Origin of the sequence: Nocardiopsis terrae (genome assembly GCF_014651695.1) — a bacterium.
Taxonomy (GTDB): Bacteria; Actinomycetota; Actinomycetes; order Streptosporangiales; family Streptosporangiaceae; genus Nocardiopsis; species Nocardiopsis terrae.
This window is the reverse complement of the sequence record NZ_BMXJ01000010.1, coordinates 23,172-41,131: the sequence shown is the minus strand read 5'-3', so window position 1 is coordinate 41,131 and position 17,960 is coordinate 23,172. Positions and strand designations below refer to the sequence as shown.

12 protein-coding genes are annotated in these 17,960 nt (G+C 70.8%); 3 read left to right on the top strand and 9 right to left on the bottom strand.

What is annotated here, in order from left to right:
* Positions 1-127: 127 nt before the first annotated feature.
* Positions 128-1,732 carry a malate synthase A gene (gene aceB, locus IE195_RS24500; protein WP_191275780.1) on the bottom strand — a complete coding sequence of 535 codons (1,605 nt, stop codon included), beginning with the start codon at positions 1,730-1,732 and terminating at the stop codon, positions 128-130.
* Between the two features lie 405 nt (positions 1,733-2,137).
* On the opposite strand from aceB, the gene hflX reads away from it, so the two are divergent.
* Both hflX and IE195_RS24490 read left to right on the top strand, forming a co-directional pair.
* Complete coding sequence (gene hflX, locus IE195_RS24495) at positions 2,138-3,679, top strand: GTPase HflX (RefSeq protein WP_191275778.1); 1,542 nt, start codon at positions 2,138-2,140, stop codon at positions 3,677-3,679.
* 545 nt (positions 3,680-4,224) lie between these two features.
* Positions 4,225-5,433, top strand: a complete 1,209-nt coding sequence (locus tag IE195_RS24490) for an amidohydrolase family protein (RefSeq protein WP_191275776.1) — start codon at positions 4,225-4,227, stop codon at positions 5,431-5,433.
* A 51-nt stretch (positions 5,434-5,484) separates the two neighbouring features.
* Here IE195_RS24490 and holA read toward each other — a convergent pair whose 3' ends face one another.
* The 5 genes from holA to IE195_RS24465 all read right to left on the bottom strand — a co-directional run bounded on the left by holA (position 5,485) and on the right by IE195_RS24465 (position 11,883).
* Positions 5,485-6,447 (bottom strand): DNA polymerase III subunit delta, encoded by a 963-nt coding sequence (holA, locus tag IE195_RS24485; protein WP_191275774.1) that lies wholly within the window; start codon positions 6,445-6,447, stop codon positions 5,485-5,487.
* A 157-nt stretch (positions 6,448-6,604) separates the two neighbouring features.
* Entirely contained in the window at positions 6,605-8,941 is a 2,337-nt protein-coding gene (locus IE195_RS24480; RefSeq protein ID WP_191275772.1) for a ComEC/Rec2 family competence protein, read from the bottom strand.
* A 6-nt stretch (positions 8,942-8,947) separates the two neighbouring features.
* The gene (locus IE195_RS24475) at positions 8,948-10,060 is read right to left on the bottom strand and encodes a ComEA family DNA-binding protein (protein WP_229826433.1); all 1,113 of its coding nucleotides are present in this window, start codon (positions 10,058-10,060) and stop codon (positions 8,948-8,950) included.
* A gap of 244 nt (positions 10,061-10,304) precedes the next feature.
* Positions 10,305-10,574, bottom strand: coding sequence for a 30S ribosomal protein S20 (rpsT, locus tag IE195_RS24470; protein WP_191275770.1), 270 nt, complete (start codon positions 10,572-10,574; stop codon positions 10,305-10,307).
* A gap of 334 nt (positions 10,575-10,908) precedes the next feature.
* A complete protein-coding gene (locus tag IE195_RS24465; protein ID WP_191275768.1) occupies positions 10,909-11,883 on the bottom strand; it encodes a hypothetical protein in 975 nt (324 codons plus the stop codon).
* 237 nt (positions 11,884-12,120) lie between these two features.
* On the opposite strand from IE195_RS24465, the gene lepA reads away from it, so the two are divergent.
* Entirely contained in the window at positions 12,121-13,962 is a 1,842-nt protein-coding gene (gene lepA / locus IE195_RS24460; RefSeq protein ID WP_191275766.1) for a translation elongation factor 4, read from the top strand.
* A 127-nt stretch (positions 13,963-14,089) separates the two neighbouring features.
* Here the strand turns inward: lepA and IE195_RS24455 are convergent, their stop codons facing one another.
* Genes IE195_RS24455 through IE195_RS24445 form a run of 3 tightly spaced genes read right to left on the bottom strand, consistent with a single transcriptional unit; the run spans position 14,090 to position 17,858 of the window.
* On the bottom strand, positions 14,090-14,992 hold the full coding sequence (locus IE195_RS24455; protein ID WP_191275764.1) for a sugar ABC transporter permease: 903 nt from the start codon (positions 14,990-14,992) through the stop codon (positions 14,090-14,092).
* A complete protein-coding gene (locus tag IE195_RS24450) occupies positions 14,989-16,608 on the bottom strand; it encodes an ABC transporter permease subunit (RefSeq protein ID WP_191275761.1) in 1,620 nt (539 codons plus the stop codon). Before IE195_RS24450 ends, IE195_RS24455 begins: the two co-directional genes overlap by 4 nt.
* 2 nt (positions 16,609-16,610) lie before the next feature.
* Positions 16,611-17,858 carry a sugar ABC transporter substrate-binding protein gene (locus IE195_RS24445; protein WP_225942495.1) on the bottom strand — a complete coding sequence of 416 codons (1,248 nt, stop codon included), beginning with the start codon at positions 17,856-17,858 and terminating at the stop codon, positions 16,611-16,613.
* Positions 17,859-17,960: the final 102 nt, after the last annotated feature.

The window sequence follows — 17,960 nt, the reverse complement described above, 5'->3', positions numbered from 1 at the left end:
TCTCCGGTTGCGACCTCGCACAGGGACCGTACGACCGCGCCCCCTGCCGAAGCAAGGGGCGCGGTGAAAGCAGGCTTCCGTTTCGTGAAATCGTCCGGGTTGGCCGCCGGACGCTTCCCCGGTTCGGCTACGGCATGCGCTCGTAGGCGGGCAGGGTCAGGAAGTCGACGTAGTCGTCGTCCAGGGCGACCTCGGTGAAGAGCTCGCTGGCCTGCTTGTAGAGGTCCTCGTTGAAGTTGTCGCCGAGGTCCTGCCGGATGGCGGCCAGCTCCTCGCCGATGATCTGCTTGACCAGTTCGGCGGTGACCTTCTCGCCGCCGTCCAGGGTGACGTCGTTGTGCAGCCACTGCCAGATCTGGGAGCGGGAGATCTCGGCGGTCGCGGCGTCCTCCATGAGGTTGTGGATCGCCACCGCGCCGTTGCCGCCCATCCACGCCGCCAGGTACTGGAGGGCGACGTTGATGTTGCCGCGCAGGCCGGCGAGGGTGACGCCGCCCGGGGTCCGGTCCACGGAGAGCAGGTCGGCGGCGCTCACCTCGACGTCGGGGCGCTGCTTGTCGATCTGGTTGGGCCGCTCGCCCAGCACGCCGTCGAAGATCTCCTTGGCGATCGGCACCAGGTCGGGGTGGGCGACCCAGGAGCCGTCGAAGCCGTCGCCGGACTCGCGGGACTTGTCGTCGCGCACCTTGGCGAAGGCGTTCCGGTTGACCTCCTCGTCCCTGCGGGACGGGATGAAGGCGGCCATGCCGCCGATGGCGTGGGCGCCGCGCTTGTGGCAGGTCTTGACCAGCAGCTCGGTGTAGGCACGCATCATCGGGGCGGTCATCGTGACGGCGTTGCGCTCGGGCAGCAGGAACTTGCGGCCGCGGGTGCGGTGGGTCTTGATGAGGCTGAAGAGGTAGTCCCAACGGCCCGCGTTGAGGCCGGCCGAGTGCTCGCGCAGCTCGTAGAGGATCTCCTCCATCTCGAACGCGGCCGGGATGGTCTCGATCAGGCAGGTGGCGCGGATGGTGCCGCGGGGGATCTCCAGGCGCTCCTGGGCCAGCACGAAGATGTCGTTCCAGAGGCGGGCCTCGAGGTGGCTCTGCATCTTCGGCAGGTAGAAGTACGGGCCCTTGCCCTTGGCGATCTGACGCCTGGCGCTGTGGAAGAAGTACAGGGCGAAGTCGACGATGCCGCCGCTGGTGCGCTCGCCGTCGACGAGGACGTGCTTCTCGTCCAGGTGCCAGCCGCGCGGGCGGACGACGATGGTGGCCAGCTCGGAGTCCTCCTTGAGGGCGTAGGTCTTGCCCTGGGGGGAGGTGAAGTCGATCTCGCGGTCCAGGGCGTCGCGCAGGTTGAGCTGCCCCTGGATCATGTTCTCCCACAGCGGGGTGTTGGCGTCCTCGAAGTCGGCCAGCCACACCTTCGCGCCGGAGTTGAGGGCGTTGATCGTCATCTTGCGGTCGGTGGGACCGGTGATCTCGACGCGGCGGTCGGTGATGCCCGGGGCGGGCGGCGCGACCTTCCAGCTGTCGTCCTCGCGGATGTGCCTGGTCTCGGGGAGGAAGTCGAGGTCCTCGCCGGCCGCGATCTGGGCCTCCCGGGTCCGTCGGGCGGCCAGCAGCTCCTGGCGGCGCGGCTCGAAGGTGCGGTGCAGTTCGGCGACGAGCGCGAGGGCGTCCTCGGTGAGGATCTCGTCGAATCGTTCGTTGAGGGGGCCGGTGATCTCAACCCCGTGCTTGGCGCCCATGGAAAACCTTCCGCGATACGAAACAAGCTTCTGGTATGTGGAAGTGAAACTACTATCTTGATGTCGAGCGGTCAACGTCACTCGTGGTGTCAGTGACGTGCAATTTTTCCACAGGGGCAAGCCCAGGAAAAGTTCTTCTGGAAATATCGAGATTCTTTGGCCTTGGTGCTGATTTGTGCGTAACCATGCGATGCTCCGGGTGGTGGCCTGTGTCACGCCCCCTGCGATAATTAACGTGCCTTCACCCGGGCGAGGTGCCACCATCGACCCCAGGGGCTCCCTCCGCGGCCGCACGCCCTGCCGTGCGGCGGCCGGCGGCCACAGAGGACGGGTGCCGGACCGCCGCCGCACGCGGTGGACGGGGAAGAATCACGACCGCGACAGCGTTGACCCACCTGGAGGGATATGAATACAGCTGACACCCACGGAAGCGACCGCGCGGGCCACGTGGCCCGCGGGCAGGACGCGTTCCGTGAGGCGAACACCGTCGGGGACGGGGTCCACGCCGACGACGCGTCCCGCGAGGCCGCGGCTACCGACGGCGACCGCTACGAGGACCCGGGCAACGCCCCCGACCAGGGTGAGATGGAGCTGGCCGAACGGCACGCGCTCCGTCGCGTCCAGGGCCTTTCCACCGAACTCACCGACGTCACCGAGGTCGAGTACCGGAAGCTGCGCCTGGAGCGGGTCGTCCTCATCGGCGTCTGGACCCGGGGGACCCAGTCCGAGGCCGACAACTCACTGACCGAGCTGGCCGCCCTCGCCGAGACGGCGGGAGCCCTGGTCCTGGAGGGACTCACCCAGCGCCGCGCCAAGCCGGACCCCGCCACCTACGTCGGCAAGGGCAAGGCCTCGGAACTGCACGACATCGTCGAGGCCACCGGTGCCGACACCGTCATCTGCGACGGCGAGCTCACCCCGGGCCAGCTGCGCCAGCTGGAGGACGTCGTCAAGGTCAAGGTGGTCGACCGGACCGCCCTGATCCTCGACATCTTCGCCCAGCACGCCCGCAGCAGCGAGGGCAAGGCCCAGGTCGAACTCGCCCAGCTCAACTACCTGCTGCCCCGACTGCGCGGCTGGGGCGACTCCCTGTCCCGGCAGGCGGGCGGCTCCGGCGGCGGTTCCGGCGGCGGCGTGGGTCTGCGCGGCCCCGGTGAGACCAAGATCGAGACCGACCGCCGACGCATCAACGACAAGATGGCCAAGCTGCGCCGTCAGCTCGCCCACATGCGTACCGCGCGCGAGGTCAAGAAGGACGTCCGCCGCACCCGCGAGGTGCCCTCGGTGGCGATCGCCGGGTACACCAACGCGGGCAAGTCGAGCCTGCTCAACCGGCTCACCGGAGCCGGGGTGCTGGTGGAGAACGCACTGTTCGCCACCCTGGACCCGACGGTCCGCCAGGCCCGCACGCCCGACGGCCGCGGCTTCACCCTGAGCGACACCGTCGGTTTCGTCCGACACCTGCCGCACCAGCTGGTGGAGGCGTTCCGCTCCACCCTGGAGGAGGTCGCCGACTCCGACCTGATCCTGCACGTGGTCGACGGTTCGCACCCCGACCCCGAGCAGCAGATCAGCGCGGTCCGTGAGGTGTTCGCCGAGATCGAGGCCGTCGACGTGCCCGAGCTCGTCGTGGTCAACAAGGTCGACGCCGCCGACCCGGACACGCTTCGCGCGCTGCGCACCCGCTACCCCGACCTGGTCGAGGTCTCGGCCCGTACCGGCCAGGGTGTCTCCGAACTGGTCACGGCGTTGGCGGAGGCGCTGCCCGAGCTCGCCAAGGAGGTGCACGCCCTCGTCCCGTACTCGCGGGGCGACCTCGTCGCCAAGGTGCACGAGGACGGCCGCATCCTCAGCGAGGAGCACACCGGGGAGGGCACGGCCCTGCACGCCTTCGTCCCGGCGCTGCTCGCCGCCAAGCTCGACGAGTACACGCCCAGCGGCGTCTGAGCCGGGGCGGCGGCCCGGAGGCCTGACGACGGTTCCGGGCCCGGTCCCCACAGGGAGGACGGTCCGCCCGTGCGCGGTCCGTGACGGTACACGGCCGGGGCACCCGCGGGTGCCCCGGCCGTGTCGTGTTCGGGCAGGGTCCGCGGGCCCCGCCCCGGGTGGGACCGACCCGGTTTCATGTTCTGGGGATCCACTCCGATCTGCGGTTCGGAGTCCGAAGGAACAGCTCAGCGCGGGTCAGGGTGGCCTTCATCACTCTGCGGCTCTGTGAATTTCGGCTGGGAACGCTCGCATTCGTCCCCTCGGGGAGGTGTACACGGAGTCTGCGAATGGACTACGGTTTTGGAGCACTGGCCGACAGTGACCGCTGTCCCCCTGAGGCTGACGCGAACCCCCACTGTCACGGCACCGCGAGGCGACCCCGGGTCGCTCACGGCCCTGTCGGAATCGCATCCAGATACGAGGTCGCCATGCCCGCCCGTGCACGCCACGCCGCTGCCCCGCACGTGTCGCAGCGGAACTGACCGGCGAGGGCGGACCACCCCATGACGGTAGTACTCCTCACCAACATCGGTCGGCTGTGGACCGGGAACGAGCTGCTCACCAAGGCCGCCCTCCTGATCGACAACGACCGCGTCGCCTGGGTCGGCCCCGCGGCGGAGCTTCCCCAGCGCATCCCCGGTGTGATGGAGGACCTCACCGAGGTGGACGAGGTCGTCAACATCGGGGGCGGCCTGCTCACCCCCGGTCTCGTCGACGCCCACTGCCACCCCGTCTACGCGGGCGACCGGTACGCGGAGGTCAACATGTGGGCCCAGGGAGCCACCCGGGCCGACATCTTCGCCGCGGGCGGGGGCGTGTCCACGACCGTCACCATCACCAGGGGGACCGACCCCTGGACCCTGTGCAACGCCGTCCGTGAACGGCTGCGGCACTGGGTGCTGTCCGGCAGCACCACGGTGGAGGCCAAGACCGGTTACCACCTCACCCGGGACGGCGAGCTCGCCGACGTACGCCTGCTCCGTTCCCTGGAGGAGGAACCGGGCATGCCGCGCCTGCACGTCACCTTCTTCCCCGCACACGGGGTCCCGCCCGAGTTCTTCGGTCGTCCCAAGGAGTACGTGAGCACCGCGGCCTCCTGGCTCAGCGACGCCGCCATGGCCGGCGCCGACGGGGTGGACGTCTACTGCGACAACCAGCAGTTCACCACCGAGGACGCCCACATGCTCCTGGGGGTGGGCCAGTCCGTGGGGTTGCGCACCACCATGCACGCCTGCTCCCGGCCCCGGCACGGGGCCGTCCGGATGGCCGCGGAACTGGGCTGCTCCTCGGTCGACCTCGTGCACGAGGTCGACGACGAGGACCTGCTGGCCCTGGCCGCCACCCGGACCCCGGTGGTCGCCTGCCCCACCACCGCCCTGCACGAACGCCGCACCCCGCCGGTGCGCGCGCTGCTCGACCACGGCGTGCCGGTGGGCCTGGGCACCGACCACAACCCGGGCCAGTCCGGCACCACGTCCATGCCGCTGGTCATCTCCCTGGCCGTCTCGATGTTCGAGATGACCGTCCAGGAGGCACTCAACGCCGCCACGGCGGGCAGTGCACACGCCCTGGGCCTCAGTGACCGGGGCATGATCACCCCGGGCAGCCTGGCCGACCTGGTGCAGTGGGACGCCGACCACGAAGGCGCCTTCGCCTGGTCCATGGGCCTGAACGCCCTGCGGGTATGGCAGGGCGGCCGCACGATCCGCTGAGGAACGGCGACGGCCGCACCGCCGCCCGGTGACCGGAGCGGCCCGGAACAGTCAGCGGGTGCCGCGGGCCCGGGCGATCTCGATCACCGCGCGCTCCAACGCGTATTCGGGGTCGCGTCCGGCGCCCTTGATCAGCGCGTCGGTCTCGGCGATCACCTCCATCGCCCGTCGCACCCCGGCAGCGTTCCAGCCCCGGGCCTGCTGGCGCAGAGTACGCAGCTTCCACGGCGGAACCTTGGCGCGTTTGGCCAGCTCCGCCTCGCTCATCCCCCGCGGCGGCTGGGCGGCCACCGCGATCCCGCGCACGGCGCCGGCCAGCGCGCTGTTGACCAGTACCGGGGCGGTACCCACCGCCAGTGACCAGCGCAGTTGCTCCAGGGCCTCGGGCAGGCGTCCCTCCACCGCCCGGTCGGCCACGCTGAACCCCGAGGCCTCCGCCTTGCCGGAGTGGTACCTGGCCACCGCGGCCGCGTCCACCCGGCCCTCGGTGTCCGCGATCAACTGGGTACAGGCGGCGGCGATCTCGCGCAGTTCGGTACCGACCGCGTCCACCAGCGCCTGGGCGGCGTCGGGGGTGATCTGTCGTCCGGCCGAGGAGAACTCGCCCTTGACGAAGGCGACCCGCTCGGGGCCCTTGGTGGGTCCCTTGCAGTCCACCCGCCGGGCGCCCGCCTTCACCGCGGCCTGGAGCAGCGCCTTGCCCTTGGCGCCCCCCGCGTGGGTGAGCACCATGTACACGTCGTCGGCGGGGTCCTTGAGGTAGTCGGTGACCGTCGCCGCCAGGTCCTTGACCAGGTCCTGGGAGGAGCGGAGTACCACCACCCGGCGGTCGCCGAAGAGCGAGGGCGAGGTGACCTCCACCAGGGTGGACAGGCCTACCTGGGAGGGGACCAGGTCGTGGACGTCCACCTCGGGTTCGGTCTCGCGGGCCGAGGCGACGACGGCGGCCACGGCCCGGTCGACGAGGAGTTCCTCGTCGCCGACGATGAGCGTGATGAGGGCGGGTGCAGGCATACAACGAGGATGCCACGCCCCACCGACCGGGCGGTGCCCGAACAGCGGGCCGGGGCGCCGGACCCTCCGGCGCCTTCCCCGGGCCCACCGGTCCGCAGACCGGCGTCCGGTGCCCGCCCGGTGTCCGGTGTCCCGGGAACGCTCCCCGACCGGGTGTTCAGCGGTCCGGTTCCGCTTCCGCGCCGCGGACCGCCACCCGGACCGGGCCGCCCAGGACGGCGACGTCACCGTCGCGGTCGGTGCGGGCGTTCACCCGGGCGGTCCGCTCCAACAGGTCCCAGGTGGAGGGGGCGGGGTGGCCGTGGCGGTTGTCCCTGCCCACGGACGTCACCGACACCGCCGCCCCGGTCGCGGAGAGGAAGTCCGGGTCCTGGTCGCCGGCGCCGTGGTGGGGTGTGGTCAGCACCGTCACCGACAACAGGTCCGGCTCCGGTCCGTGCAGCAGCCTCCCCTGCGCCTCCTGCTCGATGTCACCGGTCAACAGCACCGACATCTCCGGGCCGTCGGCCCGGACCACCACGGACGTGTCGTTGACCGAACCGGTGAACCCCGCCTCCGGCCAGAGCACCCGCAGCAGCCACGGTCCCACCCGGAACCGCTGGCCGCGCTCGGCGGCCGTCAGCGCCACCCCCTCCTCGGCGAGCAGGCGGCCCACCGGGCTCCGCCCGAACCCCTCCGGTGCCAGCGCGGCGGACACCGTCCGGTGCCTCAGCACCCCGGGCGCACCGTCGACGTGGTCGGCGTGGTCGTGGCTGAGCACCAGCAACGGGATCTCGCGCACCCCCAGGCGTTCCAGGCAGCCGTCCACCGGTTCCGGCTCCTGGCCGACGTCGAACACCACCGCCTCACCGGGCCCGGAGGACAGCACGAGCGCGTTCCCCTGCCCCACGTCACAGGCGAGCAGAACCCACCCCGGCGGCGGCCACCCGCCCGGCACGCACCGGGCGGCCAGACCGAGCACCAGAACCGCCACGGCCGCGGCGGCGACCACCCGGCGCAACACCCCACGGGTCAGCAGGAACACCGCCACCACCGCGGCCAACAGCAGGGCGCCCGCCACGTCCGAACGCCAGGGCAGCGCTCCGTACGGGACCCGCGCCCCGGTCTCGGCCACCACGGCGATCCAGGACACCCCCAGCCCGGGTAGGTGCACCAGGGCCGCGGCCCCCTCCGGCCACACCGCGGCCAGTGCCGCCAGCGCGGACCCCGCAACGGTGACCGCCGCCACCACGGGCGCCGCCAGCACGTTGGCCGGGACCGACACCCAGGACACCTCTCCGGAGAGCAGCACCAGGACCGGGGCGACCGCCACGTGCGCGGCCACCGCGACCGCGAAGGCCTCGGCCACCGGTGCGGGGCAGCGCGAGGACCACGCCCGGGTCCAACCGGGCACGAGCAACAGGATCCCCGCGGTGGCCAGAACGGAAAGCGCGAAACCGTAGGAGGCGGCCAACCCCGGCGCCACGAACAGCACCCCGACCACCGTGGCGCACAGGGCGCCCAATCCTGCGTGCGCCCGACCGCTCGCCAGCGCCAGCAACCCCAGAGACCCCATGAACGCCGCCCGCACCACGCTCGGCTCCGGTCGGCACACCAGGACGAACACCCAGATCATCAGCGCACCGCCCAGGACCGCGCACCAGGTGGGCGCGCGCGTCCACCGTGCCGCACCCAGCACGAACCCGGTCAGGATCGCCAGGTTGGCTCCGGAGACCGTCAACAGGTGTGTCATCCCGGTGGCCCGGAAGTCCTCGGCCGTGCTTTCCGGCAGCGCCGACACGTCACCGAGGACCAATGCGGGGAGCAGTCCGCGTGCGGGCTGCGGGAGTTCCGCCGTCGCCTCGCGCAGACCGGACCGCACTCCGGCGGCGAAAACCTGGAGCCGACCGGGGCCGCGGACCTTCTCGGGAGGCCCCCGGACCGGGACCAGAGCGGCGGTCAGGCGGTCGCCGTCCGCTTCCAGGAAGGCCCCGCGCGCCTCGAAGGACTGACCGGGCAGCAGGTCGGCCCAGCCCTCCCCGGAAGCCAGGACCACCACCGGCGCCCGCGAGGCGTCCGCCCGGCCGTCCAGCCGGACCCACTCGGTCCGGGCGGGGACCACCCACTCGGCCCGGCCCGGGCGCGGCATCCCGGCCCTGGGCCGCGGGTCGGCCGACACCACCGCACGGAAGAGCGCGTCACCGCCCCGGCCCGCTGCCTCCGCCGCGGCACTCGACACGGTCCGGTGCACATGGGCCCCGGCCACCGCGGCCACCGTGGCGCAGCACGCCAGCGTCGCCGCCAGTGCCAGCGCGGGGACCTCCCACGGAGGGCGTGCCGCGAAGAACGCCGCCAGCGCGCCGCAGGCCGCCAGCCCGGCGCACAGCCACGCCAGCCACGGTGGTGCGGCGAGCGCACCGAGCGCGGCCAGCCAGGCAGCGGCGGCCGGCAGGAGCAGTCTCAGATCGGGCGGCCGTTCCAGGCCGTGGGCGTCGGTTCCCAACCAGGCCACCACGGCGGCTCACCCCACCGTCACGTGCGGTTCGAGCGTCCTGAACGTCTTCTCCCCGATCCCGTCCACTCCGAGGAGGTCCTCGACGCTGGAGAAGGAACCGCCGAGCGACTCCCGGTGGGTGAGGATCTGCTGTGCTCTCTTCTCCCCGATGCCGGGAAGCGTCTCCAGATCGTTCTGTCCGGCCAGGTTGAGGTTGACCGGTGGGCCGGCGCCCGGCGGGCCGCCGCCCGGACCGCCCTCCGGCTGGGGGACGCCCACCAGGATCCGCTCGCCGTCGGTCAGTGATCGGGCCAGGTTGACCAGGTCCAGGTCGGCGTCGGGCAGCGGTCCGCCCGCCTCCTGGACCGCGTCAGCCACCCTCGAACCGGAGGGCAGCGTGTACAGCCCGGGTTCGGCCACTTCGCCGCCGACGTGCACCACCACCTCCCCGCCGGTGTCCCCGCCGGTGCCGCCACCGGTTCCGGGCCCGGTCGGCGCGGGCTGGCCCGCCCCCTCACCCTCGTCGGCCGGTCCGTCCGTGCTCTGGTCGGCCGGGGCGGACCGGGTGACCGGTTCGGGGACCGTCACCTCCTCGGGGCGCTCACGCAGCGCCCAGAAGGCGACCGCCGCGGCGAGCAGGCCCAGCACCAGCAGGGTCACCACCGACCGCCGGGACAGGGAGGCGCGGGCACCCCACCCGCGGGCCACCCGCTCCAGGAGGGGGACGGCTGCCTCCGGACCCAGCTCCGTGTACCCGGAGGGCGGCCGCACCGGTTCGCGAGCGCGCCGGTGCCGTTCTCCCGAACCCTCTTCCGGGGTCTGCGCCTCGGCCGTCCCGGGTGTGGTTCCGTTCCCCTCCCGGACCGGCGGGGCCTGCCCCGTCCTCTGGTCCTTCTCCGCCTTCCGGACGTCCCCGCTCCCGGGCGGTTCCCGCCAGGGGCTCCGCACCGGAACCGTCTCGTCCCGGGGTTCTTCGAGGCGGTAGGGGGCGGCGGCCTCTTCGGCAGCGTAGGGCGCGCGGGGGACGGGGACCACGGGGCCGGGTTCGCAGCGGGGGCGGGTGACACGGGCACGCAGCCGTCCGGCGGCGGGGGAGGAGTCCAGGCCGAGCGAGCGGAGCCGTTCTTCGGGGGCTGACACGGGAGGGTGGCGCCGTGACCGGCGCGAAGCGGTCATGACACCAACGCTAGAGAGCCGACGACGCTCTGTCACCGGCTGTTTCCGTACCTGTGGACAACTCGCGGCGAGGACCGACGGGCCGGGGCTCGCGGGTGTGCGGGGCCGGTACGCGGGTCCGGCGCGCACCCGCGGAGACCGACCCCGGACACACGGAAGGGTCCGGTCCCCGCGGGACCGGACCCTCTGAGCCGTGTGCTCGGCGCCCCTAGGCGGCCTGAAGCTCCTGCAGGCGCTTGGCGATCGCGCTCTTGCGGTTCGCGGCCTGGTTCTTGTGGATGACGCCCTTGCTGCTGGCCTTGTCCAGGGCGCGAGCGGCCTCACGCTGCGCGACGGTGGCCTGCTCGACGTTCCCGGCCTCGGCGGCCGCGCGGAACTTCCGGATGGCCGTCTTCAGGGAAGAGCGCACCGCCTGGTTGCGGACACGAGCCTTCTCGTTCTGCCGAATGCGCTTCTTCTGCGACTTGATGTTCGCCATGCGAAAACGTGCTCCAGTTACTGTGATCATCGCGTCGGTCGGACAGGCGGCTCATCTCATGGGCAGCCGTTCCATGAGAGGCCTGCGTGGGCGCCGACGCAGGGTGTGTGTGAGTCCACAGGGCTCAAATTCGAACGTGGAAGTCCGAGACACGGACTTCTCAGTATGCCGTACCGATCGGACTGCTCGGGCCCCGGGCACCACGTCCGGCCCCTCCGGGCCACACGCCTTCGCGTGCGGGCCGGGCGCTACCGTACTCCGCGCCTCCGTCGCCCCGGGCCCGAAGGGCGCGGCACCCGTCCCTGCGGCCCGGACGCGTCGGCCGTCCGTGCACCTACGGCGCCAGCCAGGCTGTCCGGTAGGCGGTCAGGTCCTCCGGCTCCGCCTCGTCCACCAGGTACAACGCCACACCCAGGGTCATCGTGTCGGGCACCTGCGCACGGGACACACCCAGCCGTACCGCGGCGATCGCGGTGAGCGCGGTCTCGTGACCGGTCGCCGGCCCCCACCGCTCGCTGCTGTAGGCCGGGACCCCGAACCGCACCGTCACGTCCTCACGGGTGCGCAGCGCCGTCACAGACTCGGTCACCTGCCGCACCATGAACCCGCCGTACATCCCCGCCACGGGCATGCCCGCGTCCACCCCGGGCAGCACGACCTCGTCCGCGTACTCGGTCACCCGCTCCAGGTACCCCTTGGACCAGTACTTCTCCTCGCCGCCGACGACGAAGGAGGGCACCCGCCCGCCCGGCACCAGTTCCACGTGGTGGGCCCGGACCGACAGCACCGGCTCCGCGCCCAGTTCCTCCCGCACCGTCTCCATGAGAGCGGGCAGCGAGGGGTCGTTCACCGTCACCGGGCGGATGTCCAGGTGCACCCCGGCGAACCCGTCCGCCCCCACCTCGGCGATCCGGGGGGCCAGGGCCGCCCGCGCGTCCGCGTCGAACCGGTCCCGGACCAGCGAGGAACCCGACTCCACGTGCCGCAGCCACGCCAGCGCCCGCACCTCGGGAAACTCCGTTCCCAACCACGCCAGCAGGTCACCGGTGCCCGGTACCCGTTCGACGCCGCCGTTCCCGGCCACCTCGCCCGCGTACACGTACAGGGTGTTCACCCCGCCGGTACCCAGCAGCTCCTCCAGCGCCTCCGTGTCCTCCCACGAACCCACCCACGCCGCGTCCGACCCCTGGGAGGCTGCCCCTTCCCCGGGGGTTCCCGAGTACTGGTAGGTCAGTAGCGCGCCCGCGCCCACCAGTACGACCAGGATCGCCGCCAGACCGGCCAACAACCGCTTCAGAAGCCACTTCACCTGTACGCCACCCGTCCTCGTCCGGCACCCGCACAACCCGTTCCCGGCCCCGGGTCGCATAATCTGGACACGAGTCCCGCGCGTTCGCGCCCATACTGCCGTATCCGCACCGGCCCCAGCCGGTGAGGACGGTGTCGGCGCCGTGGGATGATGGACGATGCCGTGGGCGGACCCCCGGCAGGGCGGCGCCGCCACAGGCGCATCACGACCCGGACCCAACCCTGTGAACGGAGCACGGTGGCACAGCCGAACTGGACCGATCCTGCGCTGATCCGCAACTTCTGCATCATCGCGCACATCGACCATGGCAAGTCGACGCTGGCCGACCGGATGCTCCAGATCACCGGGGTCGTCGAGGACCGCCAGATGCGCGCCCAGTACCTGGACCGCATGGACATCGAGCGCGAGCGCGGCATCACGATCAAGTCGCAGGCCGTGCGGATCCCGTTCACCGCGCTGGACGACAGGACCTACACGCTCGACCTCATCGACACCCCCGGCCACGTCGACTTCACCTACGAGGTGTCGCGCTCCCTGGCCGCCTGCGAGGGCGCGATCCTGCTGGTCGACGCCGCGCAGGGGATCGAGGCCCAGACCCTCGCCAACCTCTACATGGCGCTGGAGAACGACCTCACGATCATCCCGGTGCTCAACAAGATCGACCTCCCCGCGGCCCAGCCCGAGAAGTACGCCGAGGAACTCGCCGGGATCATCGGCTGCGAGCCCTCCGACGTGCTCAAGGTCAGCGCCAAGACGGGCGAGGGCGTCGAGGAGCTCCTCAACGAGATCGTCAACCAGATCCCCCCGCCCGTCGGCGAGGCCGACGCCCCGGCCCGCGCGATGATCTTCGACTCGGTCTACGACACCTACCGCGGCGTGGTCACCTACGTGCGGGTCGTCGACGGCCACCTCAGCCCGCGTGAGCGCATCCAGATGATGTCCACCAGGGCCTCCCACGAGATCCTGGAGATCGGGGTCAGCTCGCCCGAGCCGACCAAGAGCAAGGGCCTGGCCGTGGGCGAGGTCGGCTACATCATCACCGGTGTGAAGGACGTGCGCCAGTCCAAGGTCGGTGACACGATCACCACCCTGAACAAGCCCGCCGGGGAGATGCTCGCCGGGTACCAGGAACCCAAGCCGATGGTGTTCTCGGGCCTGTACCCGATCGACGGCACCGACTACCCGGTGCTGCGCGACGCCCTGGAGAAACTCCAGCTCAACGACGCCGCGCTGGCGTTCGAGCCGGAGACCTCCGCCGCCCTGGGCTTCGGTTTCCGCTGCGGTTTCCTCGGCCTGCTCCACCTGGAGATCACCAGGGCCCGCCTGGAGCGCGAGTTCAACCTCGACCTCATCTCCACCGCGCCCAACGTGATCTACCGGGTGGACATGGAGGACGGCGCCGAGCACGTGGTGACCAACCCCAGCGAGTTCCCGGCCGGCAAGATCGAGGCGATCTACGAGCCGATGGTCAAGGCCACCCTGCTCAGCCCCTCCGACCACATCGGCCAGATCATGGAGCTGTGCCAGGACCGCCGCGGCGAGCTCCAGGGCATGGACTACCTCTCCGAGGACCGCGTCGAGATGCGGTACACGCTCCCGATGGCCGAGATCGTCTTCGACTTCTTCGACGCCCTCAAGTCCCGGACCAAGGGTTACGCCTCCCTGGACTACGAGCCCATCGGTGAGCAGCAGGCCGACCTGGTCAAGGTCGACATCCTCCTCCAGGGTGAGCCGGTCGACGCGTTCTCCGCGATCGTGCACAAGGAGAAGGCCTACGCCTACGGGGTCGAGATGACCAAGAAGCTGCGCGAGCTCATTCCGCGGCAGCAGTTCGAGGTGCCCGTCCAGGCCGCCATCGGTGCCCGGGTCATCGCCCGTGAGAACATCCGCGCCATCCGCAAGGACGTGCTCTCCAAGTGCTACGGCGGTGACATCAGCCGTAAGCGCAAGCTGCTGGAGAAGCAGAAGGAGGGCAAGAAGCGGATGAAGATGGTCGGTCGGGTCGAGGTGCCCCAGGAGGCCTTCATCTCCGCACTGTCCACGGACAGCAGCATCTCCGAGGACAAGAAGAAGAAGTAGTGCCCGGTCCCGGGAGGCGATGCCTTCCGGGACCGTGACCGCACACGAGGAGGGGCGCCCCGCAGGGGAGCGCCCCTCCTCGTCGTTTCCGGTGCGGGCCCCGGTTCAGGTCGGGCCCCGCCCCCGGCTATCCCTTGACCGCTCCGGAGGTCAGGCCCTCGCTGATGTAGCGCTGGAGGAACCAGAACACGATCAGGGTGGGCAGGGACAGCATCAGCGCGCCCACCGCGAACATCCCGAAGTTGGCGTTGCGCTGGGAGTCCACCAGTTGGTAGAGGCCCAGGCCCAGGGTCTGGGACGCGGTGTCCCGCAGGAACACGCTGGCCATCAGGAACTCGTTGATGGTGTTGATGAACACCAGCAGCGCCACGATCGCCAGCACCGGGGTGACCAGCGGCAGCATGATCCGGAAGAACACCTGGGCGTGTGTGGCCCCGTCCATCTGGGCCGACTCGTCCAGCTCCCGGGGCACCGTGTCGAAGAAGCCCTTCATCAACCAGGTGTTGATGCTCAGGGCGCCGCCGAGGTAGACCAGCAGCAGGCCCCACCGGGTGTCGAAGCCGATCACCGGGTAGACCTCACCGATGTTGGAGAACATCAGGTAGATCGCGACGATCGCCAGGAACTGCGGGAACATCTGGATGACCAGGAGGCCGATCAGACCCACCCTGCGGCCCTTGAAGCGCATCCGGCTGAACGCGTACGCGGCCAGTGCCGACAACAGCACGGTGACGGCCGCGTTGGTCAGGGCGAAGAACAGCGAGTTGGCGTACCAGGTGGTGAAGGGCGTGTTCTGGAACAGTTCGCGGGCGTTGGCCAGGCTGGCGCCGGTCGGCCACAGCTGTGAGCTGCTCAGGGTGCCGACGGGGTTGAGCGCCGCGGAGACCACGAACAGCACGGGGAAGACCGCGAAGGCCGCGACCACCCACATGACGGCGTGCCGCCAGCCCAGGCGGCTCAGCCACAGGGTCAGCCGGGTGCCGGTCGAACGCTGGTAGACGGGCCTGACGGCGACGTCGGGAGCGGTCATCGGTCCACCTCCTGGAGGGCTTTGGTCCGGCTCAGGCTGATCACCGAGGTGACCGAGACGATGAGGAAGATCATCACCGACAGCGCCGCCGCGTACCCGTACTGGGCGGTGGCCTCACTGAACGCCAACCTGTAGGTGTAGGTGATGAGCAGGTCCGTGGCACCGCCCGAGGCCGTCCCCTCCGCGCCGAACGGTCCGCCCCGGGTGAGCAGCCACACCGCGTTGAAGTTGTTGAAGTTGAACGCGAACGTGGCGATGAGGATCGGTGCCATGGCGACCATCAGCAGGGGCAGGGTGACGTGCCGGAACGCCTGCCAGGGCCCTGCGCCGTCCAGCTGTGCGGCCTGTCCCAGTTCCCGGGGGATGGCCTGGAGCGCCCCGGTGGCCACCAGGAACATGTACGGGTAGCCCAGCCACACGTTGGCCAGGATGACCGCGGCCCGGGCCGCCCACGCGTCCCCCAACCAGTCCACCTGGAGGCCGAGCATCCGGTTGAACAGGCCGAAGTCCGCGTTGAACATGTCCCGCCACAGCAGGTACATGGCCAGGGAGCTCATGGCGTACGGCAGGACGACGAGGATCCGGTAGACCACCTTGCCGCGCATCCTCGGCACGTGCAGGGTCAGGGCGACCGCGAGGCCGAGCACGAACACCAGGAACGTGACCGACGCGGCGAAGGCGATGTTCCAGACCAGGGTGCTGAAGAACGACGCGGCGAAGGTGGGGTTGAGCAGGAAACGGGCGAAGTTGTCGAACCCGACGCCCACCTGCCAGCCCTGGGCCAGGCGCTCGCCGTCCTCGCCGTAGAAGGCGCCGCGCTCGTCGTCGGCCGTGTAGACCTTCCCGGTCTCGCTGTCGGTGACGCAGTCGCAGGCCTCGTCGTAGGCGCGCTGGGCGTTGCCCTCGAAGGCGCTGGACAGGCCGCTGGAGCGGATACCCGAACCGTCGCCGGTGGGGACCGCGAAGTCCTGGAGGTCGTCGCTGCGCGCGTTGACCTGGCTGGGCGTGAGGAGGGTGTAGCCGAAGGCGTCGGTGACCTTGCCGGACGGGCCGACCTCGGCCCGTTCGAGTTCGCTGAGCCCCTCCTCGGTACCCGCGTAGGCGTCGCCCTCGGAGTCGGTGAGCAGGAACACCAGCTCGCCCGACTCGGGGTCGCCGGTGGTGGCCACGGTGAGCACGTACTCCTCGGAGTCCTCGCCGCGGACCACCGAGTACGCCTCGATGGAGGAGATGGCCTGTTCCTTGGAGCCCCGGTGGCCGTCGCTCATGTTGGTCAGCGAGGTGCTCATCGTGTAGAGCACCGGGAAGATCTGGAAGGCCATCAGGAACAGCACGCCGGGGACCAGGTACTTGGCCGGGACGGTGCGTTTGGACAGGTAGACCCAGTAGACGAGGGCCACCACGGCCACGGCCAGACCGATGCCCCACCAGTTCCCCGCGGTGTAGAGGGGGAGGACGGCCCAGACGCCGAGGGCGGTGAACAGTCCGAGGAGGGCGATCTTGACCAGTTGGCCGGTGAGCGACCCGTTTCCGGAGAAACGGCCGCCGGGCAGCGCTGGGCGGGCGGGCGCCCCCTTCCCGGGGGCGCCCGCTGTGCCGGATCGGTTGGTGGCCACTACTACTGGCCGATCCGCTCGGCGATGGTGTCGTGGGCGGTCTCCAGCGCCTCACGGGCGTCCGCGCCGCCGATGATCTGGGCCTGGGCGATGCCCAGCGGTTCCCAGGTCTCACCCATCTCGGGGATGTTCGGCATCGGGACGCCGTTCTCCCCGGTCTCGGCCATCACGGCGATGTTGGGGTCGTCGGCGGAGACGCTCTCCAGGGCCTCGGTCTGCACCGGGGTGCGGGGGTCGGCCTCGTACAGGCTCAGGACGAAGTCGGAGTCGGTGACGTGGTTGACCACGAACTCCTCGGCGAGGGCGCTGTTGGCGCTGCCCTCGGTGACGAAGAAGGCCTGGTAGCCGATGTAGGGGGAGGCCGGGTCCATGCCCTCGAAGCCGGGGATGGCGCTGATCTCGTAGTCGATGTCGGAGGCGTTGGCGTCACCGATGGTCCAGGGGCCGGCGACGAAGAAGGGGGCGTCGCCCTCGAAGAAGAGCGAGGCCTCGTTCTCGAGTTCGATGGAGCGGCGCAGCACGCCCTCGCCCTCCTCGCCGTACTCGGCGATCTTCTCCATGGCCGCGATGGTCTCGTCGGTGCCGACCCCGAGGTCGTCGGGGTTCCAGTCGCCGTTCCCGTCCTGGCCGAAGAGGTAGCCGCCCGCGGAGGACATCAGGGCGTTCATCCGGTAGGGGTCGCCCTCCTGGCCCACGGCCATGGCCAGGACCTCGTCGACCTCACCGTCGTCCTTGAGCCGGGTGCCGACCTCGACGAGCTCCTCGAAGGTCTCGGGGGCGTCGGGCGCCAGCTCGGTGTTGCGCATCAGGAAGATGTTCTCCTGGGTGTAGGGGACACCCAGGAGCTGGCCCTCCAGCGACACCGCTTCGAGGGCGGTCGGGTCGATCGCGTCCGCACGGTCCGAGGGGAGCTCGATGGGCTGGACGGCGCCGTTGCGCATGAGGTTGCCGGTCCAGTCGTGCGCACCGATGAAGACGTCCGGGGCGTTGCCGGCCTGGTGGGCGTTGACCACGTCGCCCTGGATGTCGTCGAAGGAGACGTTCTGGACGTCCACCTCGATGCCGTTGGCCTCGGCGAACTCGGCGGCCGCGCTCTGGATGGCCTCGGCGCGCTCGGGGTCGGACCAGATGACGAGCGTGCTCTGCTCGGCGCCCTCGTCGCCTCCGTCCGAACCGTCGTTGCTGCACGCTGTCGCCATAAGTGCGATCGCGGCGATACCGGCGACCGCTGACGCGCTGCGGGATCTCATGGTGTCTTCCTTCCGGGAGGACTGTCGGAGGTCGTGCATGCGGTTCACCGGAGGAACCGGGTCCGTTACGGGCATGCTCGGTGATGTGACGTTAGCAATAAC

What these genes read in the sequence shown, in the direction of transcription:
- aceB (WP_191275780.1), bottom strand. Translation starts at nt 1,732, where the DNA reads ATGGGCGCCAAGCACGGGGTTGAGATCACCGGCCCCCTCAACGAACGA.
- hflX (WP_191275778.1), top strand. Translation starts at nt 2,138, where the DNA reads ATGAATACAGCTGACACCCACGGAAGCGACCGCGCGGGCCACGTGGCC.
- IE195_RS24490 (WP_191275776.1), top strand. Translation starts at nt 4,225, where the DNA reads ATGACGGTAGTACTCCTCACCAACATCGGTCGGCTGTGGACCGGGAAC.
- holA (WP_191275774.1), bottom strand. Translation starts at nt 6,447, where the DNA reads ATGCCTGCACCCGCCCTCATCACGCTCATCGTCGGCGACGAGGAACTC.
- rpsT (WP_191275770.1), bottom strand. Translation starts at nt 10,574, where the DNA reads ATGGCGAACATCAAGTCGCAGAAGAAGCGCATTCGGCAGAACGAGAAG.
- IE195_RS24455 (WP_191275764.1), bottom strand. Translation starts at nt 14,992, where the DNA reads ATGACCGCTCCCGACGTCGCCGTCAGGCCCGTCTACCAGCGTTCGACC.
- IE195_RS24445 (WP_225942495.1), bottom strand. Translation starts at nt 17,858, where the DNA reads ATGAGATCCCGCAGCGCGTCAGCGGTCGCCGGTATCGCCGCGATCGCA.